This window comes from Micromonospora sp. NPDC004704 (genome assembly GCF_053601675.1).
This window is the reverse complement of the sequence record NZ_JBSGCD010000043.1, coordinates 35,631-60,302: the sequence shown is the minus strand read 5'-3', so window position 1 is coordinate 60,302 and position 24,672 is coordinate 35,631. Positions and strand designations below refer to the sequence as shown.

The window sequence follows — 24,672 nt, the reverse complement described above, 5'->3', positions numbered from 1 at the left end:
GACCCCGCCGCATCCTCGGCTACAAGAAACCCAAGGAAATCTTCGCCGAGCTACTAACCAGCCCGATTGCTTCCACCGACTGAGCACGGGGTGGCAATTCGCGAGGAAATTGCCACTCTTTCTCTACATCTGCGCACCGACGACGAGGGGTGCGGGGTGGGTCAGCTGGTTTCGCCGGCTACGGAGAAGGAGCGGAGGCGGTCGATGGCCAGGATGGTGAAGCCGATCGTCAGGATGGCGGCCATGATGATCGAGACAGGGAGGGAGACCTGACTGGTGAGGAGCTGGGTGGGGGCGATCCTGTCGGCGATCGTGATCACGTACTGCTGGATCGACAGGTTGCGGGTCCCGCCGACGAAGTTGCCCAGCAGTCCCTCCCAGATCAGCACGTAGACCAGGCCGAGCAGCACCGGCCGCCGGGTGAGCAGGCTCAGGGCCAGGAAAACCGCGGAGTACGCCAGCGCCCCGATCGCGCTCGCCACCACCAGTGCCAACCCCAGGCGTACGGAGTCCGCGAGCACCCCGACCACGTAGAGCGGGACGGCCACGGTCACCGCGCTCACCCCGGCCGACACGGCCAGCTTCGGCAGGATGATCTGCCAGCGGGGCAGCGGCTTGGTGAGGATGTGCACGATCGTGCCGTCGTCGATCTCGGCACCGAGCACCCCGGTACCGACGATCAGCGAGATGACCGGCAGGACGACGGCCAACCCGAGTCCGACCAGCACCACCGGCGCCCACTCGCGTACGTCGGCGCCCGCCGCGCGGGGCAGGGCGGCCAGCGTCACCAGCAGCAGCGGGAGCGGGACCAGCAGCAGGAACCTGCGGCGGCCGAAGAGCCCCCGCGTGGTGATCCAGGAGATAGTCGACATGTCAGGCCTCCACCAGGTAGGAGAAGACGCTCTCCAGGGATTCGTCCGAGGGCAGCAGGCGGCGTACCCGGATGCCCGACCCGAGCGCGATCTTGGGCAGTACGCGGGTGAAGCTGCCGTAGTCACCGGCGCGTACGGTCAGCCCCTCCTTGTCCAGCTCGACCCCGCTGACCGAGGGCTCCCCGATCAGCGCGACCGCGAGGCGCCGGTCGTCGCTGGACTGGACGGTGAAGACGTGCGGGCGGTGGGTCATCAACCGCCGGATCGAACGGAAGTCACCGGAGGCGGCCAGCCGGCCGGAGACGATCACCTGGACGGTGCCGGAGACCTCCTCGACCTCCTCCAGGATGTGCGAGCTGAACAGGATGGTGTGCCCGGCCTCGCCGAGGGAGTGCAGGAGCTGCATCATGTGCAGCCGCTGACGCGGGTCCATCCCGTTGAACGGCTCGTCGAGCAGCAGCACCTCCGGCGAGTGCACCAGCGCCGCCGCGACCCGCGTACGTTGCCGCATGCCCTTGGAGTAGGTGTCGATCCGCCGGTCCTGCGCGTCGGTCATCTCGACCAGCTCGATCGCCCGGCGGGCCGCCGACTCCGCGTCCGGCAGCCTGTGCAGGCGCGCACTGGCCAGCACGAACTCGTACGCGGTCAAAAAGCCGTGTACCGCCTCGCGCTCGCTGACCAGACCCAGGCGCCGGTAGACAGCGGGGTTGCGCCAGGTCGGCTCGCCGCCGAGGGTGACCGCACCCCGAGACGGGGCGAGGAAACCGGCCATCATGTGCAGCAGGGTGGTCTTGCCGGCGCCGTTCGGGCCGAGCAGGCCGGTCACCCCGGCGCCGAGGGTCATGGTCACGTCGTTGACGGCGACGACGTTGCCGTACCAGCGGGACACCCCGCTCAGTTCCACGTCGGTCATGAGCGGGCAACCTTCCGGTAGCGGGCGAAGAGCAGGAGGACGCAGGCCGCGACCAGGGCGACGGTGACCACACCGTAGAGCGGGCCCCACCCGCCGATGCCCATGTCACCGGTCGTCTCGAACAGCCAGTCGCCGACGCCGCCGACCAGGCTGGCCGGGTTGACCAGGCCGGAGAGTTCCCTGCTGGTCTCGTACGGCAGGACCACCAGGACCCCGACGATCGGGGTGGTGACCAGGAAGGCCGCCACCACCGCGGCGGCGGCGACGGCCCGGCGCTTCACCAGCGCGGCGACCAGCACCGCGACCGAGGAGAAGACCACCGCGTGCAGCGCCGCGTAGGCGACACCGGGCAGGTAGTCGCCGAATTCGCGCCAGACCGCGCTGAGGTTGTCGGCGGAGAAGGCCGCCCCGGCGAACATCACCGTCAGGGGTACGGCCAGCAGCAGGAACGTCGCGGTGATCAGTGCGGCCAGCTTCGCGATCGCGTAGTCGGCGCGCTCCAGCGGCCGGGCGAAGTAGAGCGGCAGCACCCCGGTCTGGAGGTCACGGCTGACCAGTTCCGGCGCGACCGCCGCGCAGAAGAAGATGATCAGGATGCTGAGGACCTCGGGGAAGTCGTTGTAACCCAGTGCCGCCACGCCGGTCTGCACCTGGATCGCGGTGAGCACCACCGCGACCACCCCGACCACGCTCATGATCAGCCACGGGAAGATCTTCGCCTTGGCGCTGCGGCCGAGCCCGAAGGCCGTACGCAGGCTGTGCAGGTAGAGAGCGCCGAGGATGTGCCGCCGGCCCAGCCTCGGCCCGTCGTACCGCTGGTAGCCGATGTCGTGGATGACCCCGCTGGGGGCAGTCCTCGGTTCAGGCGTGGGCATTGGTCGTCTCCCGGGTGGCGAAGAGCTCGGCGACGCGGTGCCGGCGCTGGTCGAGCCGGTGCAGCGGCAGGTCCAGTTCGGCGACGGCGGTCAGGATCAGGTCGTAGGTGCGGTCGTCGTCGAGCCGGACCAGCAGCATCCGGTCCTCGCGGTGGACCGGGAGGTCAAGCTCGGCGAGCCGGGCGGCGAGTTCCTCGGTGCCCTCGCTCACCTCGACCGCGAGTACGTCGATCGCGGTGGTCATCGCGGTGATGTTGTCCGAGCGGAGGAGCCGCCCGCCGTCGATCGCGACCAGGGTGTCGCAGATCCGCTCGACCTCGCCCAGCAGGTGCGAACAGACCAGCACCGAGATGCCGAACTCGGTGCCGATCCGGTGGATCAGGCCGAGCATGGCGTCCCGCCCGGCCGGGTCGAGACCGTTGGTGGGCTCGTCGAGCAGCAGCAGGTCGGGGTCGTGCACCAGCGCCTGGGCCAGCTTCACCCGCTGCTTCATGCCGGTGGAGTAGCCGCCGATCTGCCGGTAGCGCTCCTCGTAGAGGCCGACGTGCCGCAGCGCCTCCGAGGCCCGCTCGCGGGCGACCGTACGGGGCAGGCCACTGATCCGGCCCAGGTGGGTGACGAACTCGGCGGCGGACAGGTCCGGCGGCAGTGAGTCGTGTTCCGGCATGTAGCCGACCCGGGCCCGGACCGCCTGGCTCTCCGTGGTCGGATCGAGGCCCAGGACCCGTACCTGACCGGAGGTCGGGGCGAGCAGACCCAGCATGATCTTGATGAAGGTGGACTTTCCGGCGCCGTTGGCACCGACCAGCCCGATGACGCCCGGCTCGACCGCGACCGTGAGATCGGCGAGCGCGGTCACCCGGTTGCCGTACGTTTTGGTGAGCGACTGGGTCGCGATCAGTGTCACGCGGCCAGCGTAGGCCCGATCGGCCAGCTCGGGGTTCCCGCACCACCCTGGCCCTTCCCTGGAATGGGACCGGCCGGGCCACTAGGGGTTGACGATCATCTGCCCGGAGTGGAGTGGGGTGGCACTCTCGACCGATGGGCGGCTGGCTGAGAAACTGTGTGCCGGTCGGGTGGGTGGGGGGTTCGATGAGCAACGGGTGGGTGCTACCCGATGAGGTGCTGCGGGACGCGCCGGCGTACACGCCGCGTCCGCACGAGCTGGCCGATCTGGAGCTGCTGCTCAGTGGGGCGTACGCGCCGCTGGGCGGGTTCCTGGGGCGGGCCGACCTGGCCGCACTGGGCCGGCGCGGTCGGCTGGCCGACGGCACCCCGTGGCCGGTGCCGGTGACGCTCCAGGTCCCCTCGGGGGTGGCCGAGGGACTGGACCTCGCCAATCCGCTGCGGCGGGCCCTGGTGCTGACCGACCTGGAGGACGCCCCGGTGGCCCTGCTGGAGGTCACCGACCTCTGGCCAACCCGGGACGGCTCGTACGGCGTCGGTGGCGCGGTGCGTGCCCTCGGCGACGGCGGACACGGCCCGTTCCAGCGGCTGCGCCGATCCCCGAGCGAGGTACGCGACCTGCTGCCGCCCGGCCGGGTGCTCGGTGTGATCACCGACCGGCCGCTGCACCGCCCCCAGCTCGCGCAGATCGCACACGCCGCCAAAACGCTCGCCGCGCACCTGCTGGTGCTGATCCCGGTCACCGACACCAACCCGGACGGGCTGCCGCCGGAGGTGCTGGTCCGCAGCGTCTTCGCCGCCCGCGACCGGATGCCCCCGGCGACGCTGGTCGCCATCCCGATGGCGGGACGGGGCGACGAGATCCGCGACGCCCTGCTCCGGGCCCGGGTCGCCGCCGCGTACGGGGTGACCCACCTGCTCTCCACCGGAGAGATGCTCGCCGGCCCCGGTCTGCGGGTCCTGGTCCCCCGCGAGCTGGCCTACGACAACCGGGACGGGCAGTGGCGGTGGCGCGACGACATCCCGCCCCGCAACCGGCGGCTGGCCCTGCGCCCGGACGAGATCGACGACCTCCTGGACCGGGGCTTCCCGCTGCCGGAGTGGCACACTCCCCCGGCGGTGGCCCGTGAGCTGGCCCGTGCTCGGCCGCCGCGCCGACACCGGGGACTGGTCGTCTTTTTCACCGGGCTGTCCGGCTCGGGCAAGTCGACCGTCGCGCGCGGCCTCACCGACGCGCTGCGGGAGAGCGGCGACCGGACCGTCACCCTGCTCGACGGTGACGTGGTACGCCGGGAGCTGTCCGCCGGGCTCAGCTTCAGCAAGGCCGACCGGGATCTGAACGTACGCCGGATCGGTTGGGTTGCCGCGGAGGTTGCCCGGCACCGCGGCCTGGCGATCTGCTGCCCGATCGCGCCCTACGCCGCCGCACGGGCGACCGCCCGGCAGATGGCCCACGCGGCCGGGGCGGGTTTCCTGCTGGTCCACGTCGCCACCCCGCTGGAGGTGTGCGAGCAACGGGACCGCAAGGGCCTGTACGCCCGCGCCCGGGCCGGTCTGATCAAGGGGATGACCGGCATCGACGACCCGTACGAGGAGCCGACCGACGCCGACCTGGTGCTGGACACCAGCGAGCTGACGATCGACGAGGCGGTCACGGCGGTGCTGGTGCACCTGACCGAAACCGGCTGGGTCGAGCCCCGCCTCCAACCGGCCTGACCGGGAGGCAGGGCTGTGCCCCCCTGACCGGAGGAACTACCGTTCCCGTTCGGCCGCGTCGGGGCTTCGACGTGGTGGCGGAGCCGGCCAATCGTGGCGTGCCCAGATGTCGGCCAGATCCCGGTGGCCGGTCAGGTCGTACCGGGCCGCCTCCTGGAACGACCCTATGACGTCGCTCCACGCACCCGAGTCGAACGGCTCCCGGCGGTAGACGACGCCGTCGATGAAAACCATGATCCGGCGCGCGGCCACGATGACTTCGGCACCGCCGAGCAGGACGACTTTGGCGTACGCCCCCTGTGTCTCGTTGCGCACCGCCCGACGCTGGGCGTCGTCCTCGTCGTCGTCGTCGACGAGGTCCTGCAGGATCGCCCGAGCATCGCTGGCGCACAGATGAAACGCGACGTACGTCGCTAAGCGATCTTGATGGAGCCGGTACCGGTCTTCGCGCTTCTCCTGGTCCCGGCGCGCCTGAGCCGCCTGGCGCGCCTGGACCGCCGCCCCCAACAGCCCTGCTGCCGCAGCGACCACTCCGCCCACCACGGTGAGCGACACCGATTCCCAGATACTCACGGGGCTCTCCTGTCAGCGCGGGTGTCCGCTGGCGCATGCAGGACCTGCCAGCACCCCGATGGTCTCGTAACAGGACCACCCCATCCCGAGACGTTCGGATGAGCGCCGGTCCAGGGGATCGCCGGAGCAGCTTGATGGGTCGGCAACGCCCCCGCGCCGTCGGTCGCGACGGGACGGGGGCGTGACGTGGGTCGGAGTCAGTGACGCTTCGCCAGCTCCACGAAGGCGTGCCAGGCGTCCGGACCGAAGCTGAGAGTGCCGCCGTCGCGGTCCTTGGTGTCCCGGACCAGCACCCGGCCGGGAAGGTTGTCGGCGACCTCCACGCAGGCGCCGCCGTTCGAGCTGCTGCGCGTGCTGGTGCGCCAGTGCGGGCTGATCATCACTTCATCCATGGCCTGACCTTCATCAACTCGATCGATTGGTCACGGGGCAGCGCGTGCCCGCGAACAGCATCCCAGACCCGTACCAGCACGGCCAGTTCGTTCGGGTCGGTCACGAGCTGACCCGCCAACTGATTGTCCAGGTACGAAACATCGCGGGAACCATCGACGCTGCCGATGACAAACGGTCCGGCCTGCCCCGGATAGAGTCCGGCACTGAGCGGGATGACGTGCACGAACACGTTCGGCCGGCTGGCACTCTCGACCAGGTGGTCGAGTTGCTCGTTCATCAGCTCCGGGGCACCGCGTAGCAGCGCCGCCTCGTCCACGACAAAAACGGCGAGTGGCGGCCGGGGCCGGTCGAACACTGCCTTCTGGCGCTCCATCCGTACCTTGACGAACCGCTCCACGTCCTCGGCGGCGATCGGGCCGCTGGCCAGCACAGCGCGGGCGTACGCCTCGGTTTGCAGCAGACCCGGAATGACGCTGGGTTCGAACCACCGGAGTGCGAGTGACTGCGCCTCCGCCTCGCGCCACGGCCGGAACCACGGAACGTCCCGCCGCCGCCGGCCCTCATCGGGCCAGAGGTCGAGGATCTCCCGCCGGAGGACCTTGGCCGCCACGATCCGGTGCCGGCCGTGCGGGATCCGCCCCGGCGACAGCCAGCGTCCCACCGTCTTCGGATCGACACCGACCTTCTCGGCCAGCACCTCGCAGCTCAGCCCCTGCTCCGCCATCGCCACCCGCAGCGCTTCGTTCACTACCGGACCTCCGTTCGAGACGTGCTGACGTCTACCGACCATAGGGAGCAGGACCGTCTATGTCTGCCCCTTACCGACCAGGCGTTTTGGCGGCTTTTTCAGGTGTCCAGTCGCCATCACCCAGGACGTTCTTGAATGGTCGGGACGTCCCGAGGAACGCCCGGGAAGTCACAAGATTCACTCCGCCGGGAGCCCACCGGAGCACCCTCCGCCACGCGCGGTAATGTTCATATCTGTTGGATTACGTGTGACTGCGGGAGGGACCGGCTGATGCTCGCCCAACAGCGGCAGGCGGCGATCGTGGACCGGGTTCGGGTCGCCGGCGGGGTACGGGTCAGCGACCTGGCCGGCGAGTTCGGGGTGTCGGACATGACCATCCGCCGCGACCTGGACCTGCTTGCCGAGCGGGGTCTGCTGGCCAAGGTGCACGGCGGCGCTACCTCCGCCGACTCCGGCTCGACCGACGAACCCGGCTTCGTGGCCAAGTCGGCCCGCCAGCTCTCCGAGAAGGCGGCGATCGCCGCTCAGGCCGCGCACCTGGTGCAGCCCGGCATGGCGGTGGCGCTGTCGGCCGGCACCACCACCGCCGCCCTGGCCCACCGGCTGGTCGACACCGCAGGGCTGACCGTGGTGACGAACTCGATCCCGGTCGCGGAGATCTTCCACCGGGCGGGTCGACCGGACCAGACGGTGGTGCTCACCGGTGGCGTACGCACCCCGTCGGACGCGCTGGTCGGGCCGGTGGCGGTGGGCGCGATCCGTACCCTGCACCTGGATCTGGTCTTCCTCGGCGTGCATGGGATGAGCGTCCGGGCCGGTTACACCACCCCGAACCTGATGGAGGCGGAAACCAACCGAGCCCTGGTCGCCGCGTCGGAGCGGCTGGTGGTCCTCGCCGACCACACCAAATGGGGCACCGTCGGCATCTCCTCCATGGCCCCCCTGTCCGCCGCCCACACCGTAGTAACCGACGACACCCTCCCCACTCCCGCCCACCTAGCTCTCCAGGAGCACGTGGCGGAGCTACTGGTTGCGTCGATCTAGGGCAAATGCAGGTGATTGGAGATCAACTCACCTGCATTTGCCCTAGATCGACGCGCGAGGGAGCGCGCGAGGGGGCGGGCGAGGGGACGGGTGGGGGACACGACGTGACGAAATGGGGCGTGGGATGAGACGGACTGTGATCAAGCTGGCGGACGGGCGTGAGCTGATCTACTTCGACGAGCACGAGGGCGAGGGGGCGGGACGCGGCGAGCCGGATCGGCGGGAGTTGCCGGCGCCGCCGCCCGCCTCGCAACTGCGCTACGACCCGCTGGTGGACGAGTGGGTGGCGGTGGCGGCACACCGGCAGACCCGGATCTTCCTGCCCAGCACCGCCGAGTGCCCGCTCTGCCCGTCCACCCCGACCCACTCCACCGAGATCCCCGCGTACGACTACGACGTGGCCGTGTTCGAGAACCGGTTCCCGTCGCTGAGCGACCGGGAGGGCGAGCCGGCGGGCGAGCTGACCCCGTTCACTCCCACCCGACCGGGCGTCGGGCGGTGCGAGGTGGTCTGCTTCACCTCCGACCACAACGCCTCCTTCTCCACCCTGTCGCCGGAGCGGGTCCGTACGGTGCTCGACGCGCTCGCCGACCGGACCACCGCACTGTCCGGGATCCCCGGAGTCGAGCAGGTCTTCCCGTTCGAGAACCGGGGGGTGGAGATCGGGGTGACCCTCCAGCACCCGCACGGCCAGATCTACGCGTACCCGTTCCTGCCGCCCCGGACCAGGGCGCTGCTCGGCGCCGCCCGCCGGCACGCGGAGCGGACCGGCGGGCGCAACCTGTACGCCGACGTCCTGACCGCCGAGCGGGCCGCCGGGGACCGGGTGGTCGTCTCGAACGAGCACTGGACCGCGTACGTGCCGGCCGCCGCGCGGTGGCCGTTCGAGGTGCACGTGGCCCCGCACCGGGCGGTGCCGGACATCCCGGCGCTGGACGAGGCGGAACGGGCCGCCTTCGGTCCTCTCTACCTGGACGTGCTGAACCGTTTCGACCGGCTGTTCGACCTGCCGATGCCGTACATCTCGGCCTGGCAGCAGGCGCCGGTGCACGAGGGCCGGGACGTGAGCCACCTGCACCTTCAGGTGTTCAGCATCCGGCGGGCGGCGGACAAGCTGAAGTACCTGGCCGGCTCGGAGTCGGCCATGGGCGCGTTCATCAACGACATCCGGCCGGAGCAGGCGGCGGAGCGGTTGCGCCAGGCCGGCGGCTAGTCCCGGCGAAAGCGGAGGAAGAGGGTGCGGGGGGCCCGGGACAGGGCCCCCCGCAGGGAAGGGACGGCTGGCTGTGCGCAACAGCCGGGAGGACTGCCCGACCGGCGCCGTTTCCGGCGACATCGAGTGGCTGGTCCTCCTGGACGCGACTGGCATCACGTCCACCCTGGTCAACGAGCGCGGGCCGATGCCGGTAACGGGCCACAAAATCGATCCTGACGTACGTCGATGAAGCGCCGCCGCCGCCCCACGACCGCCACCCCCGGGGTACGCGGAAGCCCGCCGGCGACTGCCGGCGGGCTTCCGGGGAACGTGCTCGAAAATCAGGCGCCGAGCTTCTTCGCCAGGTTCTCGTCGAGCGCGGCCATGAACTCGTCCGTGCTCAGCCACGGGGCGTCCCGCGAGATGAGCAGGGCGAGGTCCTTGGTCATCTGACCGCCCTCGACGGTCTCGATGCAGACCTGCTCCAGCTTCTCGGCGAACTCGCTGACCGCCGGGGTGCCGTCGAGCTTGCCCCGGTGGGCGAGGCCACGGGTCCAGGCGAAGATCGACGCGATCGGGTTGGTCGACGTCTTCTCGCCCTTCTGCCACTGCCGGTAGTGCCGGGTGACCGTGCCGTGCGCCGCCTCGGCCTCGACCGTACGGCCGTCCGGAGTCATCAGCACCGAGGTCATCAGGCCCAGCGAGCCGAAGCCCTGCGCGACGGTGTCCGACTGCACGTCACCGTCGTAGTTCTTGGCGGCCCAGACGAAGCCGCCCTCCCACTTGAGCGCGGCGGCGACCATGTCGTCGATCAGCCGGTGCTCGTAGGTGATCCCGGCGGCGTCGAAGTCGGCCTTGAACTCCGCCTCGAAGACCTCGGCGAAGATGTCCTTGAACCGGCCGTCGTACGCCTTCAGGATCGTGTTCTTGGTCGACAGGTAGACCGGGTAGTTGCGGTCCAGGCCGTAGCGCAGGGAGGCGCGGGCGAAGTCGCGGATCGACTCGTCGAAGTTGTACATGCCCATCGCGATGCCGCCGCCGGGGAACTTGGCGACCTCCATCTCGACCGGCGCGCTGCCGTCGGCCGGGGTGTAGGTGATGGTCACCGTGCCCGGTCCGGGGACCACGAAGTCGGTCGCCTTGTACTGGTCGCCGTGCGCGTGCCGGCCGATGATGATCGGCTTGGTCCAGCCGGGCACCAGGCGCGGCACGTTGGACATGATGATCGGCTCACGGAAGACGACGCCGCCGAGGATGTTCCGGATGGTGCCGTTCGGCGAGCGCCACATCTTCTTGAGGCCGAACTCCTCGACCCGGGCCTCGTCCGGGGTGATGGTCGCGCACTTCACGCCGACGCCGTGGGTCTTGATGGCGTTGGCCGCGTCAACGGTGACCTGGTCGTCGGTCTCGTCGCGGTACTGGATCGACAGGTCGTAGTAGTGCAGGTCGACGTCGAGGTAGGGCAGGATCAGCTGCTCCCGGATCTGCTTCCAGATGATCCGGGTCATCTCGTCGCCGTCGAGCTCTACGACCGGGTTGGTTACCTTGATCTTCGCCATCGGCCGGGCGCTCCTCTCGGGGGACACATGCTCAAGCAGTACGAGCGTACTGGCTCTGCCTGATGGCGCACGCCCGGCCTGCCCTGCCCGCCGGCATTCCCCTGATACCCGGAAAGAGTGGCTGTCCGGGGTCGGACGGCCACTCTTTCCGGTGCTGCCTGTCGCCCCTGATGGGGCGGGTTCGATCAGAGGTTCGCGATGTCGCCCTGCTTGGCCCGGACCGCCTCGGCGGCGGCCTTGAGGCTGGCCAGCTCGTCGGCGTCCAGGTCGGTGGTGACGATCCGGCGGACACCCTCACGGCCCAGCTCGGCCTCGACGCCGAGGTAGACGCCGGAGATGCCGTAGTCGCCGTCGACCCAGGCGCAGACCGGCATGACCTCGCCGGAGTCGGTCGCCACGGCCTTCGCCATCTTGGCCGCGGCGGCGGACGGGGCGTAGTACGCCGAACCGGTCTTCAGCAGCGCGACCACCTCGGCGCCACCGTTACGGGTACGGACCACCAGCTCCTCGATCTTGGCGTCCGGGAGCACCTCGCGCAGCGGCTTGCCGTTCACCGTGCTGCGCGACGGGACCGGCACCATGGTGTCGCCGTGCGAGCCGAGCGTGAGGGTCTTCACCGAGGCCACCGGTACGCCCAGCTCCTCCGCGACGAAGGTGGTGAACCGGGCGGTGTCCAGCATGCCGGCCTGGCCGAGCACCCGCTGCTTGGGGAACTGGGTGGCGAGCTGGGCCATCGCGGTCATCTCGTCCAGCGGGTTCGAGACGACGATGACCACCGCGTTCGGGGCGAACTTGGCCACGCTCTCGGAGACCACCCGTACGATCTTGGCGTTGGTGGCGAGCAGGTCCATCCGGCTCATCCCCGGCTTGCGGGGCAGGCCCGCGGTGATGACCACCACGTCCGAGCCCTCGATGACCTCGTAACCCTCGCCGTTCGGTCCGGTGGTCTGGCCGACCACCTTGGTCTCGAAGCCCTCGATCGGCCGCGACTGGTTGATGTCCAGCGCCAGCCCCTCGGGCTTGCCTTCGATGATGTCGGTGATCACGACCGTGTCGAAGACGTCGTACTCCGCCAGTCGCTGCGCGGTCGTCGAGCCGTAGAAACCGGCGCCGACGACGGTGACCTTTTTGCCCATGGTCGTCCCACTCTCTGTTACCGACGGGTTCTTTTCCGGACCGTATCAGCCAACGGACCACCGGTCCGGCCAGGGGCTGATTTGCCTGATCGTCCCCGGCTGACCGATCCGGCCGGGCCGACCCGACCGCTCCGGCCGCGTCCACGGCGGCCCGGTCTCCGGGTACCCCGGCCAGCCGGCTTCAGCCCGTGACCGCTCGGCTCGGTCAGCCGCGTTCGGCCCGCTCAGCCGCTGTTCGACCCAGTCAGCCGCGTTCGGCCCGCTCGACCACGTTGGTCAGCAGCATGGCGCGGGTCATCGGGCCGACTCCGCCCGGCATCGGCACCATCGCCCCGGCGACCTCGGCCACCTCGGCCGCGATGTCGCCGGTGTAGCGACCCTTGCCGTCCGGGCCGATCACGCGGGTGATCCCGACGTCGACCACGGTGGCGCCGGGCCGGACCATGTCGGCGGTGAGCAGCCCGGGTACGCCGGCCGCGACGATCACGATGTCGGCGTTGCGGGTGTGCTTGGCGAGGTCGAGGGTGCCGGTGTGGCAGAGCGTCACGGTGGCGTTCTCGCTGCGCCGGGTCAGCAGCAGGCCGAGCGGACGGCCGACGGTGTTGCCCCGTCCGACCACCGCCACCTCGGCACCCCGCAGCGGTACGTCGTGCCGGCGGAGCAGCTCCACGATGCCGCGCGGGGTGCAGGGCAGCGGGCCGTCGTAGCCCAGCACCAGCCGGCCCAGGTTCACCGGGTGCAGCCCGTCGGCGTCCTTCTCCGGGTCGATCAGCTCCAGCACCCGCTGGGTGTCGAGGTGACGCGGCAGCGGGAGCTGGACGATGTAACCGTGGCAGGCGGGGTCCGCGTTGAGTTCGGCGATGACCTCGTCGACCTGCTCCTGGGTGGCGTCGGCGGGCAGTTCGCGGCGGATCGAGGCGATGCCCACCTCGGCACAGTCGCGGTGTTTGCCGTTGACGTACGCCTGCGAGCCGGGATCCGCACCGACGAGTACGGTGCCGAGCCCGGGGACCAGGCCCCGCTCGGCGAGGGCCTTCACCCGCACCCGTAGCTCGTCCTTGATCTCCGCCGCGGTCGCTTTGCCGTCCAGAAGGGTCGCCGTCACGCCCCTGATCGTCTCACGGCGGGCCGTCCGGCTTCGGGGACACCCGGTTGTCCGGTTCACGGGCCGGTTGGCGGTCGGCACGACGGAATCAATGATGATGTAACTTTCCGTAACCGTGTTGTTCGTCACTCGGGGTAGCCGGCTGTGGAGTTGTCCACAGTATGAGCGTGCAGCCAGGCACAAGCCGGACAAACCCCAGGTGGCGTAGGCCACGCGGAGATGACCGCCGATTGCGGGGTTTGGCCCAGCAAATGCCGAAATAAGGCTATAGATTGCGCGGTTCGTCCCGAACCTTCTTTACCAGAGGTCAACCCGCACCGCAAGCAGACTCTCAGGCGACCGTTATTCAGTCGTAATCCGCTGGTTTGGACTAGAGTCCCGCGACGACCTACCTTTGCCGAGCGTTGCGCAGAGTGACCCGTACCCGGGACCTGGCTGCCCAGCGTGAGGAGATGAGGAGGCTCAATGCAGGTCCGTAGGCTCGCAGCCTGGGCCGCCGTACCGCTCGTCGCAACCCTGGGCCTCGCGGCCTGTGGCAGCGGCGACGACGGCGGTTCCGGGGAAAGCAACCCCAACGCTACGGTGTCGATCCAGATCGGTGAACCGCAGCACCTGATCCCGACCAACACCACCGAGACGAGCGGGAACCAGGTCCTCAGCGCCCTGTTCACCCCGCTGGTGGACTACGACGCACAGAACAAGCCTTACGAGGTTCAGGCGGAGTCGATCCAGAGCACCGACAACACCACCTGGACGATCAAGCTCAAGGACGGCTACACCTTCCACAACGGCGAGAAGGTCACCTCCGACAGCTACATCAACGCCTGGAACTACGGCGCTTATGCCCCGAACGGCCAGGGCGCCAGCTACTTCTTCGAGAAGATCGCCGGGTACGACGACCTCCAGTCGACCGACCCGGACGGCGAAGAGGGCCCGCAGAAGGCCCCCGAGCCGAAGGCGAAGACGATGAGCGGGCTGAAGAAGGTCGACGACTCGACCTTCACCGTCACCCTCTCCGCGCCGTACTCCGAGTTCAAGACGATGCTCGGGTACAACGCCTTCTACCCGCTGCCGAACGCCGCCTTCTCCGCCCCCGGCGTGATCAAGGACGGCTTCGAGGACGCCATCATCGGCGATGGCCCCTTCAAGATGAAGGGCACCTGGCAGCACGACGCCAAGGTCGAGGTCGAGAAGTACGACGCCTTCCCCGGCGAGAAGCCGAAGGTGGCCGGCGTCGAGTTCCGGATCTACCAGCAGCTCACCGCCGCGTACGCGGACGTGATCTCGGACAACCTGGACGTCGTCCCGACGATCCCGACCGAGAACCTGACCAGCGCGGCGAGCGACCTCGGCGACCGGTACCAGCAGAGCCCGGCGTCGTCGTTCCAGTTCCTGGCGTTCCCGACGTTCGACCCGAACTTCAGCAAGCCCGAGGTTCGTAAGGCGATCTCCGAGGCGATCGACCGCGACGAGATCATCAAGTCGGTCTTCAAGGACTCGCAGCAGTCGGCCCGCTCGTTCGTCTCGCCGGTTGTCGCCGGATACCGGGACAACACCTGCGGCACCGCGTGTGTGTTCGACCCGGCCAAGGCCAAGTCGGAGTACACCGCCGCGGGCGGCCCGGCGAAGATCCAGATCTCGTACAACGGCGATGGTGGCCACAAGGACTGGGTCGACGCGACCTGCAACCAGCTCAAGACCAACCTGGGCGTGGACTGCGTCGGCACCGCCGAGCCGAAGTTCGCCGACCTGCTGGACAAGGTCGAGGCGAAGAAGCCGGTCGGCATGTTCCGGCTCGGCTGGATCATGGACTACCCGTCCATGGAGAACTACCTCGGCCCGCTCTACACCACGAACGGTTCGTCGAACTACTACGGGTACAGCAACCCGCAGTTCGACGCGCTGGTGAAGGAAGGCGTCTCGGCCGCCACCCCGGACGAGGCGATCAAGAAGTACCAGGCCGCTGAGGACATCCTGGCGAACGACCTGCCGGTGATTCCGCTGCGCTTCGGTCAGAACAACTTCGGCTACTCGAGCAAGGTCAAGAACGTTGAGATCGACCTGTTCCAGCGGGTCAATCTGACCAAGATCGAGGCCGTCAGCTGAGCTGACCCCCCGAATCTGGTTCGGTCCATCCGGTAATCCCCGGTGGCTCGGGCCATGGATGGAGCAGTCCGGCGTCGCCCAAGAACGCCGACGCCGGACTGTTCCGCCGGGCACATCGCGAGGTGTTTCCCCGCCGAAAATCCGGGCCTTGAGTGCCCGGATACTTTCGTACGCCGAAACGATCGTTCGTACGACTTTCATCCATATTCGGAGAGAAAGCTAAGGTATGTTCCGCTACATTGTGCGGCGCCTGCTCCAGATGGTCCTCGCATTCTTCGGGACCACTCTGATCGTCTACGCGCTGATGTTCGCCGGCCAGGGCGACCCCATCCAGGCACTCGCCGGCGAGCGGCCGGTTACCCCCGCCCAGCGGGCATACCTGACCGAGACGTTCCATCTCGACAAGACCGGGGTCGGCGGCTTCTTCTACCGCTACTTCGACTACATCGGCAACCTGCTCAAGGGTGACCTGGGCATGTCGCTGACCCAGCGCAAGATCAGCGACATGATCTCCACCGCCTGGCCGGTCACCCTGAAGCTCGCCCTGATCGGCATCGCCGTCGCGATCATCTTCGGCGTCAGCGCCGGGGTCATCGCCGGTATCCGCCGGGGCGGTTTCTTCGACAACGCGACGCTGCTGCTGACCCTGCTGGTGCTCGGCATCCCGACCATCGTGCTGGCCCCGCTCGCGCAGTACTTCCTCGGCGTCAAGCTCGGCTGGTTCCCGCCCACCGCGGGCGCGCAGCCCAGCTTCTACGCCCTCCTGTTGCCCGGCATCGTGCTCGGCTCACTCTCCCTGGCCACAGCGCTGCGACTGACCCGTACGTCGGTCGCCGAGAACATGCGCTCCGACTACGTACGGACGGCGAAGTCCAAGGGTCTGCCCCAGCGCCGCATCGTCGGTGTGCACGTCCTGCGGAACTCGCTGATCCCGGTAGTCACGTTCCTCGGCGTCGAGCTGGGCAACCTGATGAGCGGCGCGATCATCACCGAGGGCGTGTTCAACATCCCCGGCATCGGCTTCAACCTCTTCCGCGGTATCCGTACCGAGGACGGCCCGCTGGTGGTCGGAATCGTCAGCATCCTGGTCGTGGTCTACCTGATCTGCAACCTGGTGGTCGACGTCCTCTACGCCGTACTCGACCCGAGGATCCGCTATGTCTGAGCGGCCACGGACAACCGAGTACCGGTTCGAGCAGCGCGGTGAGCGCGATCAGTACGAGCGCAGCGAGGTGCAGGCATGAGTGACTACGGAACGGTCGCCGCGAGCGAGAACCCGAGCGCGCGGCGCGGGCCCACCGGGGAACCGGGCGCGCCCGGCAAGGTGGAGGTGCTGCACAAGCCGCGCAGCCTCGCCGGTGACGCATGGCGCGACCTGCGCCGCAATCCGATCTTCTGGGTCTCGCTCAGCCTGGTCGTGATCGTCACCCTGATGGCGGCGTTCCCCAGCCTGCTCACCTCGAACGACCCGACCGACTGCACGCTCTCGCGGCAGCACCAGGGTCCGACCGGCGGCGCCATCTTCGGCTACAACTTCCAGGGCTGCGACATCTACGCCCGCTCGGTGTACGGCGCCCGCGCGTCGCTCCTGGTCGGCGCCCTCTCCGCACTGCTCACCGGCATCATCGCCGTGGTGGTCGGGATGCTGGCCGGCTACTTCGGCGGCTGGGTCGACGCGGTGCTCTCCCGGGTCATCGACATCGTCCTGGGCCTCCCGCTGCTGCTCGCCGCGATCGTGCTGCTCAAGCGGATCAGCAGCGACAACCAGTGGGCCCGGATCGCCGCACTGATCTTCGTACTCGCGATCCTCGGCTGGACCACCGCGGCCCGGGTCATCCGGTCCTCGGTGATCAGCGCCAAGCAGCAGGACTACGTGGCGGCGGCCCGGATGCTCGGTGCCGGCAACGGCCGGATCATGTGGCGTCACATCCTGCCGAACTCGCTCGCCCCGGTGGTCGTGGTGCTCACCATCGCCCTCGGCGCGTTCATCGCCGCCGAGGCCACCCTCTCGTTCCTCGGGATCGGCCTCAAGGAACCGACGATCTCGTGGGGTATGGACATCGACGCCGGCCGGGTGCACATGCGGGAGTCGGCCACCCCGCTGATCGTCCCGTCCACGTTCCTCGCCCTGACGGTGCTCGCGTTCATCATGCTCGGCGACGCCATCCGCGACGCCTTCGACCCGAAGCTGCGGTGATCAAATCATGAGCTACCTTTCGGCCCAGCCCGTCGCGGCGCCGTCCGCCCGCGGTGGTGACCACCCGCACCTGCTCGAGGTACGGGACCTGCACGTCCAGTTCAACACCCGCGACGGCGTGGCAAAGGTGATCAACGGCGTCTCGTACCACCTGGACGCCGGGGAGACCCTGGCCGTGCTCGGTGAGTCCGGCTCCGGCAAGTCGGTCACCGCACAGGCGATCATGGGCATCCTGGACATGCCGCCGGCCGTCATCCCGTCCGGCCAGATCCTGTACGACGGCAGCGACCTGCTCAAGATGCCCGAGGAGCAGCGCCGGCAGGTCCGGGGCAAAGAGATCGCGATGATCTTCCAGGACGCGCTCTCCGCGCTGAACCCGGTCTTCCCGGTCGGCTGGCAGATCGGCGAGACCCTGCGCCAGCGCGAGGGCCTCTCCCGCGCCGACGCCCGCAAGCGCGCCATCGAGCTGATGGAACTGGTCAAGATCCCGGCCGCGAAGCAGCGGGTGGGTGACTACCCGCACCAGTTCTCCGGCGGTATGCGCCAGCGCGTCATGATCGCGATGGCGCTGGCGCTGAACCCTCGGGTGCTGATCGCCGACGAGCCCACCACAGCGCTCGACGTCACCGTGCAGGCCCAGATCATGGACCTCCTCGGTGACCTGCGCCGGGAACTGAACATGGCGATGATCCTGATCACCCACGACCTCGGTGTGGTCGCCGACGTCGCGGACCGGATCGCCGTCATGTACGCCGGCCGGATCGTCGAACACGCCGACGTACACTCGCTGTACTCGCGGCCCGGCCACCCGTACACGAAGGGTCTGCTGGAGTCGATCCCCCGGCTGGACCAGCGGGGCCAGGAGCTCTCCACCATCAAGGGCCTGCCACCGAACCTGATGCGCATCCCCTCGGGCTGCCCCTTCCACCCGCGCTGCCCGTACGCCCAGCAGGTCTGCGTCGATGTCGTGCCCGAGAACCGGAACCTCGGCAACGGCCGGACCAGCGCATGTCACTTTGCCCAGGAGGTCCTCGATGGCCGGCTCTAGCGCAACCAAGGTGCGTGGCGAAACGATCCTGCAGGTCGACAACGTCGTCAAGCACTTCCCGATCACCCAGGGAATCGTCTTCAAGAAGCAGATCGGCGCCGTCAAGGCGGTCGACGGGGTGAGCTTCGAACTGCGCCGTGGTGAGACCCTCGGCGTGGTCGGCGAGTCCGGCTGCGGGAAGTCGACCCTCGCCCGGCTGCTCATGCGGCTGGAGACCCCGACCGGTGGCAGGGCGATCCTGGAGGGGCAGGACATCTTCAAGATGTCCGGCTCCGGCCTTCGGCGGCTGCGTCGCAACGTGCAGATGGTCATGCAGGACCCGTACACGTCGCTGAACCCCCGGATGACGGTCGGCGACATCATCGGCGAGCCGTACGAGATCCACCCCGAGGTGGCCCCGCGCGGTGACCGGAGCCGGCGGGTACGGGAGCTGCTCGACATCGTCGGGCTCAACCCCGAACACATCAACCGGTACCCGCACCAGTTCTCCGGTGGGCAGCGGCAGCGGATCGGGATCGCCCGTGCGCTGGCCCTGAACCCCGAGGTGATCGTCTGTGACGAGCCGGTGTCGGCGCTGGACGTGTCGATCCAGGCCCAGGTGATCAACCTGCTGGAGAAGCTCCAGGACGAGCTGGGCCTGTCGTACGTGTTCATCGCGCACGACCTGTCCGTGGTCCGGCACATCGCCGACCGGGTCGCCGTGATGTACCTCGGCAAGATCGTGGAGATCGGTACGAACGAGGAGATCTACGAGCGGCCGACCCACCCGTACACCCAGGCACTGCTCTCCGCGGTGCCGGTGCCGGACCCGTCGGCCCGCGCCCACCGGGAGATCATCCGGCTGACCGGGGACGTTCCGTCGCCGGCCGACCCGCCGTCGGGTTGCCGGTTCCGTACCCGGTGCTGGAAGGCCCAGGACATCTGCGCCACCCAGGACCCGCAACTGGTGCTGCGTGCGGTCGACCCGCACCCGTCCGCCTGCCACTTCGCGGAGCTCAAGCAGGTCGTCGCCTGACGTACGGCGGGGCGTGGACGGGGCCCGGGAAGGCCCGTCCACGCCCCGTTTGCACGATCAGTGGAAGAAGTGCCGGGTACCGGTGAAGTACATGGTCAGACCGGCCTGCTGGGCGGCGGCGATGACCTCTTCGTCGCGTACGGAGCCGCCGGGCTGGACCACACCGCGCACCCCGGCGTCGAGCAGGACCTGCAAGCCGTCCGCGAACGGGAAGAAGGCGTCCGAGGCGGCAGCCGCGCCACGGGCCCGGTCGGCACCGGCACGTGACACCGCCAGCCTGGCCGAGTCCACCCGGTTGACCTGCCCCATGCCCACCCCGACGGTGGCGCCGTCGGCGGCGAGCAGGATCGCGTTGCTCTTCACCGACCGGATCGCCCGCCAGGCGAAGATCAGGTCCCGCAGGAGTTCCGGCGCCGCGTTGTCACCGGCGACCAGGCGCCAGTTGGCCGAGTCGTCGCCGGGGGCGTCGATCCGGTCCGGCGACTGGGCCAGCACCCCGCCGGTGACCGGCCGCCACTCGACCGACGCCGGCTGCCAGGCCGGCACCCGGAGCAGTCGGATGTTCTTCTTGCCGGCCAGCACCTCGACCGCGCCCTCGGCGAAGTCGGGGGCGACCACCACCTCGGTGAAGATGTCGGCGATCTGCTTGGCCAGCTCGACCGAGACCGGCTGGTTGACCGCGATCACCCCGCCGAACGCCGACACCGGGTCGCACGCGTGCGCCTTGCGGTGCGCGTCGGCCACGTCGACGCCGGTGGCGATGCCGCACGGGTTGGCGTGCTTGATGATCGCGACGACCGGGAGGTCCGGGCCGAAGTCGTTCGCCGCCCGCCAGGCCGCGTCCGCGTCGACGTAGTTGTTGTAGGACATCTCCTTGCCGTGCAACTGCCGTGCCTGCGCCAGCCCGGCCGGGGCCGCCGGGTCCAGGTAGACCGCGGCCCGCTGGTGCGGGTTCTCGCCGTACCGCAGGGTGGCACCGCGGCGCAGGGCGAGCCCGGAGAAGTCCGGCCACTCCCGCTCCGAGGCCAGGTCCCGGGCGAACCACTGCGCCACGGCCACGTCGTACTCGGCGATGTCGGCGAAGGCCCGCGCCGCGAGCGCGCGTCGCTCGCCGAGGGTGAAACCGCCGCCGGCCAGGGCGTCCAACACCGACGGGTACGCCTGCACCGACGTCACCACCGCCACCGACGCGTGGTTCTTGGCCGCGGCCCGGACCATTGCCGGACCGCCGATGTCGATCTGCTCCACGCAGGCGTCGAAGTCCGCGCCGGAGGCGACCGTCTCGGTGAACGGGTAGAGGTTCGACACCAGCAGGTCGAACGGGGCGATGCCCAGCTCGTCGAGCTGGGCGGCGTGCGTGTCCAGCCGCAGGTCGGCGAGGAGACCGGCGTGCACCTTCGGGTGGAGGGTCTTGACCCGCCCGTCCAGGGTCTCGGGGAAGCCGGTCAGCTCCTCCACCTGGGTCACCGGGATACCGGCACCGGCGATGGTCGAGGCGGTGCTGCCCGTCGACACGATCTCAACCCCGGCGGCGTGCAGCGCCTGGGCCAACTCGGTCAGCCCGGTCTTGTCGTACACGCTGACCAGCGCGCGGCGTAGCGCCCGCCGGCCATCGGAGGTGGTGCTCATGGGATCGTGACCTTTCTTCCGGTGATGGTCCAGCCCTCGCGGACCAGCCGGCCGACCTGCTCGACGAGCTGGGCGCGCTCGGCAACCTTGATGCGTTCGGTGAGGGTTTCCTCGTTGTCGTCGTCGAGCACCGGCACCGTCACCTGGGCGACGATCGGTCCGGTGTCGACACCGGCGTCGACGAAGAAGAGCGTGGCGCCGGCGACCTTCACCCCGTAGGCGAGCGCGTCGCGCGGGCCGTGGATGCCGGGGAAGGCGGGCAGCAGCGCGTTGTGCGTGTTCAGGTAGCGGTCGCCGAAGGCGGCGAGGAAGTGCGGGCCGACGAGCTTGAGGAAGCCGGCCGAGACCACCAGGTCGGGTTTGTGTTCGGCGACGTGCGCGGCGAGCGCCCGGTCCCACTCGTCCCGGTCGGCGTACGCCTTGAGCGGGTCGACGAAGACCGGCACCCCTGCGGCGGTGGCCCGGTCGAGTCCGGCGATGCCGTCCCGGTCCGCGCCGACGGCGACCACCTGGGCGCCGTACGCCGGATCGGTGGCCGCGTCGAGCAACGCCTGCAGGTTGCTACCGGACCCGGAAATGAGGACGACGACACGGGCGGCCGACACGGGCTCAGTCACCCGAGCACCCTATCGGGCAGCTCAGCCCGGCTCTGCGGCGGCTCACGGTAATCCCCCGCCCGTGGCGCGGGCCGGTGTCGAAGGCGGGTGACGCGGGCGCGGGGCGCGCTCAGGGGCGGGCGAAGGCGCGGGTGACGGCGGCACCGACCACCGCACCGACCGCCAACACCACGGTGGCGATCACCGACACCTGCCAGCTCACCGGACCGACCTCGGCCATCCGGCCGCCGCCGAGCGACCCGCCGGAGGCCCATGCGGCCAGGCCGAGCAACGCGCCGGCCACCGGACCCCCGATCGCCGCGGCGGCGAGCAGCGGTGCCCACCGCACCGCGGGCCGCCCCCGACCGGACATCCGGGGCATCGGCGCGGGCGACGGCGGTAGCCCGGCCCGGCGCAGCGACCGCCGGGTGAGCAGCCAGCCCGCGGCCATGCCGGCGATCGCCGGCACCGCGAGCAGTGCCGCGCGCGGGCCGCCGATCGGCCCGGACGGCAGTCCGGCGAGCAACGGTACGGCGGGCAGCGCGCCCACCGTGACCTCGGTGGTACTGACGCTGGTGTCGGTGCCGATGGCGAAACCCGGTCCGAGCAGGTACGACGCCGCCCAGACCGAGGCGTTCGGCGCGTAGGCGACGCTGACCACGGTGATCCCGGCCTGCCCCACCACACCGGTCCGGTACGCGGCGAGCATGTCGCTGGCTGCACCGCCGCCGGTTGCCACCGCCAGACCGGCCGCGCCGGCACCAGCACCGAGCAGCAGCAGCGCGGCCACGAACCCGGTCCGCAGCCCGTCGCGCAACACCGAGGGGGTACGCCGGGCGAGCGCGCCGAGGGTGCCGGTGATCGGCAGTGCACCGGCGAGCGCGGCGAGCGCGCCGAAGCAGGTGAGGGTGAGCCCTGCCCGTACCGGTGACACCTGCTGCCCCCCGGCGTTGACGATCAGGGCGGCGACGACTCCGAGCAGCCCGTACGCGATGCCGACCGCGCCCGCGACGGAGAACGCCTGGCGCGGGGTGCCGTGCTGTCGTGCCCCGATCGCCCTGCTGGTGTGTACGCCCGCCCGCGCGACCCGCCAGGCGGCCAGTACGGCGAGCCCCAGCGGGGGCAGGTGCAGGGTTCCGGCGTCGGTTTCGAGCGGGACACCGTGGCCGAGCAGCCAGCCGGCCAACCCGACCCGGGCCGCCCCGCCCACCGCACCGGCGTCCTCGGTGAACCGGGCGAAGCCCAGGATGATCGCGACCGGTAGGTAGGACAGGGAGGCCGCCCAGCCGGTCGCCACGGCGGCGGCCACCGGCAGCGGTGCCCGTCCGGACCGGCGCGGGCTCGCACCCGACCTGCCGTCCGAACGGGTGGTCCTGCTCGCGGCCGCCGATGCCGTGCGATCCGTCAGCGTCCGCTCCCGGTCGGCCTCGCGGTTCGCGGGCGCGCGTTCCTGGTCATGCTCGCGGTTGGCGGGTGCGCGGTCCTGGTCATGCTCGCGGTTGGCGGGTGCGCGGTCCCGGTCGGGTTCGCCCCGGCGGGCAGCCGGGACCGCCGCGACCGCTGGCGGGTGGCCGGTGGTCGGGGTGGGGTCCGCCGGCTCGGGCCGAACCGGACGCCCGGGCTGATCGGGGGTGACGGGTGGCATCGTGACCTACTCTGGCACGCCGACGTGCGGGCTGGGGGGCGACACCACCGGTGCGGCGACGCGGATTCCCCGATTTCGAGGTAATCCCCCGAATACGGGGTTAGCGTCGGCCCTGCGTCGGCGATCCGGTCGCAATCCCCGGTCGCCCACGGTGGAGGTGAGCATGGCGGGTCAGTATCCGTATCCGCCCCCGCGGCCGGTGCCCTCCGGGCGGAACCGGACCACGCTGTGGGGCGTACTCGGGATCGTCATCGGGCTGATCTGCTGCGGCGTACTCGGTGTGATCTTCGGTTACCTGTCCATCCGGGACGCGCGTCGGTACGGCGGTTCGCCCGTACTCGGCTGGGTCGCGATCGTGCTGAGCGTGCTCAACATCCTCGGTACGGGAATCCTGCGCGGCACCGGGAACTATCCCGGCTGGCGCTAGACCCGCGTACGCGAAAGGGGCCGACCGCTCGGCGGCCAGCCCCTTTCCTACGATCCGTGCCGGTCGACGCCGGCACACCGGCAGCTCAGCTACCGGACATGATCTCCCGCATGAGCTGGGCGGTCTCGGTCGGAGTCTTGCCGACCTTGACCCCGACCGCCTCCAGCGCCGCCTTCTTGGCGTCCGCGGTGCCGGCCGAACCGGAGATGATCGCCCCGGCGTGCCCCATCGTCTTGCCGACCGGTGCGGTGAAGCCGGCGATGTAGCCGACCACCGGCTTGGTCACGTTGGCCTTGATGAACTCGGCCGCCCGCTCCTCGGCGTCGCCGCCGATCTCGCCGATCATCACGATCGCGTCGGTGTCCGGGTCGGCCTGGAACGCCGCCAGGGCGTCGATGTGGGTGGTGCCGATGATCGGGTCACCCCCGATGCCCACGCAGGTGGAGAAGCCGATGTCACGCAGCTCGTACATCATCTGGTAGGTCAGCGTGCCGCTCTTGCTGACCAGGCCGATCCGGCCGGAGCCGGTGATGTCGGCCGGGATGATGCCGGCGTTGGAGGCGCCCGGCGAGGCGATGCCCGGGCAGTTCGGCCCGATGATCCGGGTCTGCTCGCCCTTGCTGACGTTGTACGCCCAGAACGCCGCGGTGTCGTGCACCGGTACGCCCTCGGTGATCACCACGGCGAGTTCGATACCCGCGTCGATCGCCTCGACCACCGCGCCCTTGGTGAACTGCGGCGGTACGAAGATGACCGTGGCGTTGGCGCCGGTGCCGGCGATCGCGTCCGCGACGCTGGCGAAGACGGGCAGCTCGGTGCCGTCGAAGTCGACGGTCTGACCGGCCTTGCGCGGGTTCACCCCGCCGACCACGTTGGTGCCGGCGGCGAGCATCCGTCGGGTGTGCTTGGAACCCTCGGAGCCGGTCATCCCCTGGACGATGACCTTCGAGTCCTTGGTCAGCCAGATTGCCATG

23 protein-coding genes are annotated in these 24,672 nt (G+C 69.9%); 9 read left to right on the top strand and 14 right to left on the bottom strand.

Going from position 1 to position 24,672, the window contains the following annotated elements:
• Positions 1 to 161: 161 nt before the first annotated feature.
• Genes ACWEFB_RS34065 through ACWEFB_RS34050 form a run of 4 tightly spaced genes read right to left on the bottom strand, consistent with a single transcriptional unit; the run spans position 162 to position 3,567 of the window.
• Entirely contained in the window at positions 162 to 872 is a 711-nt protein-coding gene (locus tag ACWEFB_RS34065) for an ABC transporter permease (RefSeq protein WP_452292078.1), read from the bottom strand.
• Position 873: 1 nt separating this feature from the next.
• Positions 874 to 1,785, bottom strand: a complete 912-nt coding sequence (locus ACWEFB_RS34060) for an ABC transporter ATP-binding protein (protein WP_452292076.1) — start codon at positions 1,783 to 1,785, stop codon at positions 874 to 876.
• A complete protein-coding gene (locus tag ACWEFB_RS34055) occupies positions 1,782 to 2,660 on the bottom strand; it encodes an ABC transporter permease (RefSeq protein ID WP_452292074.1) in 879 nt (292 codons plus the stop codon). The genes ACWEFB_RS34060 and ACWEFB_RS34055 overlap by 4 nt, the downstream gene beginning before the upstream one ends.
• The gene (locus ACWEFB_RS34050) at positions 2,647 to 3,567 is read right to left on the bottom strand and encodes an ABC transporter ATP-binding protein (protein ID WP_452292072.1); all 921 of its coding nucleotides are present in this window, start codon (positions 3,565 to 3,567) and stop codon (positions 2,647 to 2,649) included. Before ACWEFB_RS34050 ends, ACWEFB_RS34055 begins: the two co-directional genes overlap by 14 nt.
• Before the next feature lie 185 nt (positions 3,568 to 3,752).
• Here ACWEFB_RS34050 and cysC point away from each other — a divergent pair, with 185 nt between their 5' ends.
• A complete protein-coding gene (cysC, locus tag ACWEFB_RS34045) occupies positions 3,753 to 5,282 on the top strand; it encodes an adenylyl-sulfate kinase (RefSeq protein WP_452292070.1) in 1,530 nt (509 codons plus the stop codon).
• Between the two features lie 36 nt (positions 5,283 to 5,318).
• Here the strand turns inward: cysC and ACWEFB_RS34040 are convergent, their stop codons facing one another.
• From ACWEFB_RS34040 to ACWEFB_RS34030, 3 genes are all read right to left on the bottom strand, one after another.
• A complete protein-coding gene (locus ACWEFB_RS34040) occupies positions 5,319 to 5,855 on the bottom strand; it encodes a hypothetical protein (protein WP_452292068.1) in 537 nt (178 codons plus the stop codon).
• Positions 5,856 to 6,052: 197 nt separating this feature from the next.
• The gene (locus tag ACWEFB_RS34035) at positions 6,053 to 6,247 is read right to left on the bottom strand and encodes a DUF397 domain-containing protein (protein ID WP_452292066.1); all 195 of its coding nucleotides are present in this window, start codon (positions 6,245 to 6,247) and stop codon (positions 6,053 to 6,055) included.
• Positions 6,235 to 6,996 carry a helix-turn-helix domain-containing protein gene (locus tag ACWEFB_RS34030; RefSeq protein WP_452292064.1) on the bottom strand — a complete coding sequence of 254 codons (762 nt, stop codon included), beginning with the start codon at positions 6,994 to 6,996 and terminating at the stop codon, positions 6,235 to 6,237. The genes ACWEFB_RS34035 and ACWEFB_RS34030 overlap by 13 nt, the downstream gene beginning before the upstream one ends.
• A gap of 270 nt (positions 6,997 to 7,266) precedes the next feature.
• Here ACWEFB_RS34030 and ACWEFB_RS34025 point away from each other — a divergent pair, with 270 nt between their 5' ends.
• Together ACWEFB_RS34025 and galT are read left to right on the top strand one after the other, a co-directional pair.
• Positions 7,267 to 8,040 (top strand): DeoR/GlpR family DNA-binding transcription regulator, encoded by a 774-nt coding sequence (locus ACWEFB_RS34025; RefSeq protein ID WP_452292062.1) that lies wholly within the window; start codon positions 7,267 to 7,269, stop codon positions 8,038 to 8,040.
• Positions 8,041 to 8,164: 124 nt separating this feature from the next.
• Positions 8,165 to 9,253 (top strand): galactose-1-phosphate uridylyltransferase, encoded by a 1,089-nt coding sequence (gene galT, locus ACWEFB_RS34020; protein ID WP_452292061.1) that lies wholly within the window; start codon positions 8,165 to 8,167, stop codon positions 9,251 to 9,253.
• 323 nt (positions 9,254 to 9,576) lie between these two features.
• Here the strand turns inward: galT and ACWEFB_RS34015 are convergent, their stop codons facing one another.
• From ACWEFB_RS34015 to ACWEFB_RS34005, 3 genes are all read right to left on the bottom strand, one after another.
• Complete coding sequence (locus ACWEFB_RS34015) at positions 9,577 to 10,794, bottom strand: NADP-dependent isocitrate dehydrogenase (protein ID WP_326560977.1); 1,218 nt, start codon at positions 10,792 to 10,794, stop codon at positions 9,577 to 9,579.
• A 185-nt stretch (positions 10,795 to 10,979) separates the two neighbouring features.
• Positions 10,980 to 11,930, bottom strand: a complete 951-nt coding sequence (gene mdh, locus ACWEFB_RS34010) for a malate dehydrogenase (RefSeq protein ID WP_326560978.1) — start codon at positions 11,928 to 11,930, stop codon at positions 10,980 to 10,982.
• 244 nt (positions 11,931 to 12,174) lie between these two features.
• Positions 12,175 to 13,035, bottom strand: coding sequence for a bifunctional methylenetetrahydrofolate dehydrogenase/methenyltetrahydrofolate cyclohydrolase (locus ACWEFB_RS34005; protein WP_326560979.1), 861 nt, complete (start codon positions 13,033 to 13,035; stop codon positions 12,175 to 12,177).
• A gap of 465 nt (positions 13,036 to 13,500) precedes the next feature.
• Here ACWEFB_RS34005 and ACWEFB_RS34000 point away from each other — a divergent pair, with 465 nt between their 5' ends.
• From ACWEFB_RS34000 to ACWEFB_RS33980, 5 genes are all read left to right on the top strand, one after another.
• Entirely contained in the window at positions 13,501 to 15,141 is a 1,641-nt protein-coding gene (locus tag ACWEFB_RS34000; protein WP_452292058.1) for a peptide ABC transporter substrate-binding protein, read from the top strand.
• Positions 15,142 to 15,367: 226 nt separating this feature from the next.
• Entirely contained in the window at positions 15,368 to 16,306 is a 939-nt protein-coding gene (locus tag ACWEFB_RS33995) for an ABC transporter permease (protein WP_326560981.1), read from the top strand.
• Between the two features lie 75 nt (positions 16,307 to 16,381).
• Positions 16,382 to 17,338: an ABC transporter permease gene (locus tag ACWEFB_RS33990; protein ID WP_326560982.1), complete on the top strand. Its 957-nt coding sequence runs from the start codon at positions 16,382 to 16,384 to the stop codon at positions 17,336 to 17,338.
• 7 nt (positions 17,339 to 17,345) lie between these two features.
• Positions 17,346 to 18,386 carry an ABC transporter ATP-binding protein gene (locus tag ACWEFB_RS33985; RefSeq protein WP_452292056.1) on the top strand — a complete coding sequence of 347 codons (1,041 nt, stop codon included), beginning with the start codon at positions 17,346 to 17,348 and terminating at the stop codon, positions 18,384 to 18,386.
• Complete coding sequence (locus ACWEFB_RS33980; protein WP_326560984.1) at positions 18,373 to 19,401, top strand: ABC transporter ATP-binding protein; 1,029 nt, start codon at positions 18,373 to 18,375, stop codon at positions 19,399 to 19,401. Before ACWEFB_RS33985 ends, ACWEFB_RS33980 begins: the two co-directional genes overlap by 14 nt.
• A 57-nt stretch (positions 19,402 to 19,458) precedes the next feature.
• Here ACWEFB_RS33980 and purH read toward each other — a convergent pair whose 3' ends face one another.
• The 3 genes from purH to ACWEFB_RS33965 form a co-directional block, all read right to left on the bottom strand.
• Positions 19,459 to 21,030, bottom strand: coding sequence for a bifunctional phosphoribosylaminoimidazolecarboxamide formyltransferase/IMP cyclohydrolase (purH, locus tag ACWEFB_RS33975; RefSeq protein WP_452292053.1), 1,572 nt, complete (start codon positions 21,028 to 21,030; stop codon positions 19,459 to 19,461).
• Positions 21,027 to 21,647 (bottom strand): phosphoribosylglycinamide formyltransferase, encoded by a 621-nt coding sequence (gene purN, locus ACWEFB_RS33970; RefSeq protein ID WP_326560986.1) that lies wholly within the window; start codon positions 21,645 to 21,647, stop codon positions 21,027 to 21,029. The genes purH and purN overlap by 4 nt, the downstream gene beginning before the upstream one ends.
• A 109-nt stretch (positions 21,648 to 21,756) precedes the next feature.
• Entirely contained in the window at positions 21,757 to 23,271 is a 1,515-nt protein-coding gene (locus ACWEFB_RS33965; RefSeq protein ID WP_452292051.1) for a cell division protein PerM, read from the bottom strand.
• Positions 23,272 to 23,434: 163 nt separating this feature from the next.
• Here ACWEFB_RS33965 and ACWEFB_RS33960 point away from each other — a divergent pair, with 163 nt between their 5' ends.
• Positions 23,435 to 23,698 (top strand): DUF4190 domain-containing protein, encoded by a 264-nt coding sequence (locus tag ACWEFB_RS33960; protein WP_452292049.1) that lies wholly within the window; start codon positions 23,435 to 23,437, stop codon positions 23,696 to 23,698.
• 85 nt (positions 23,699 to 23,783) lie between these two features.
• Here the strand turns inward: ACWEFB_RS33960 and sucD are convergent, their stop codons facing one another.
• The gene (gene sucD / locus ACWEFB_RS33955) at positions 23,784 to 24,671 is read right to left on the bottom strand and encodes a succinate--CoA ligase subunit alpha (protein ID WP_363598673.1); all 888 of its coding nucleotides are present in this window, start codon (positions 24,669 to 24,671) and stop codon (positions 23,784 to 23,786) included.
• Between the last annotated feature and the right edge of the window lies 1 nt (position 24,672).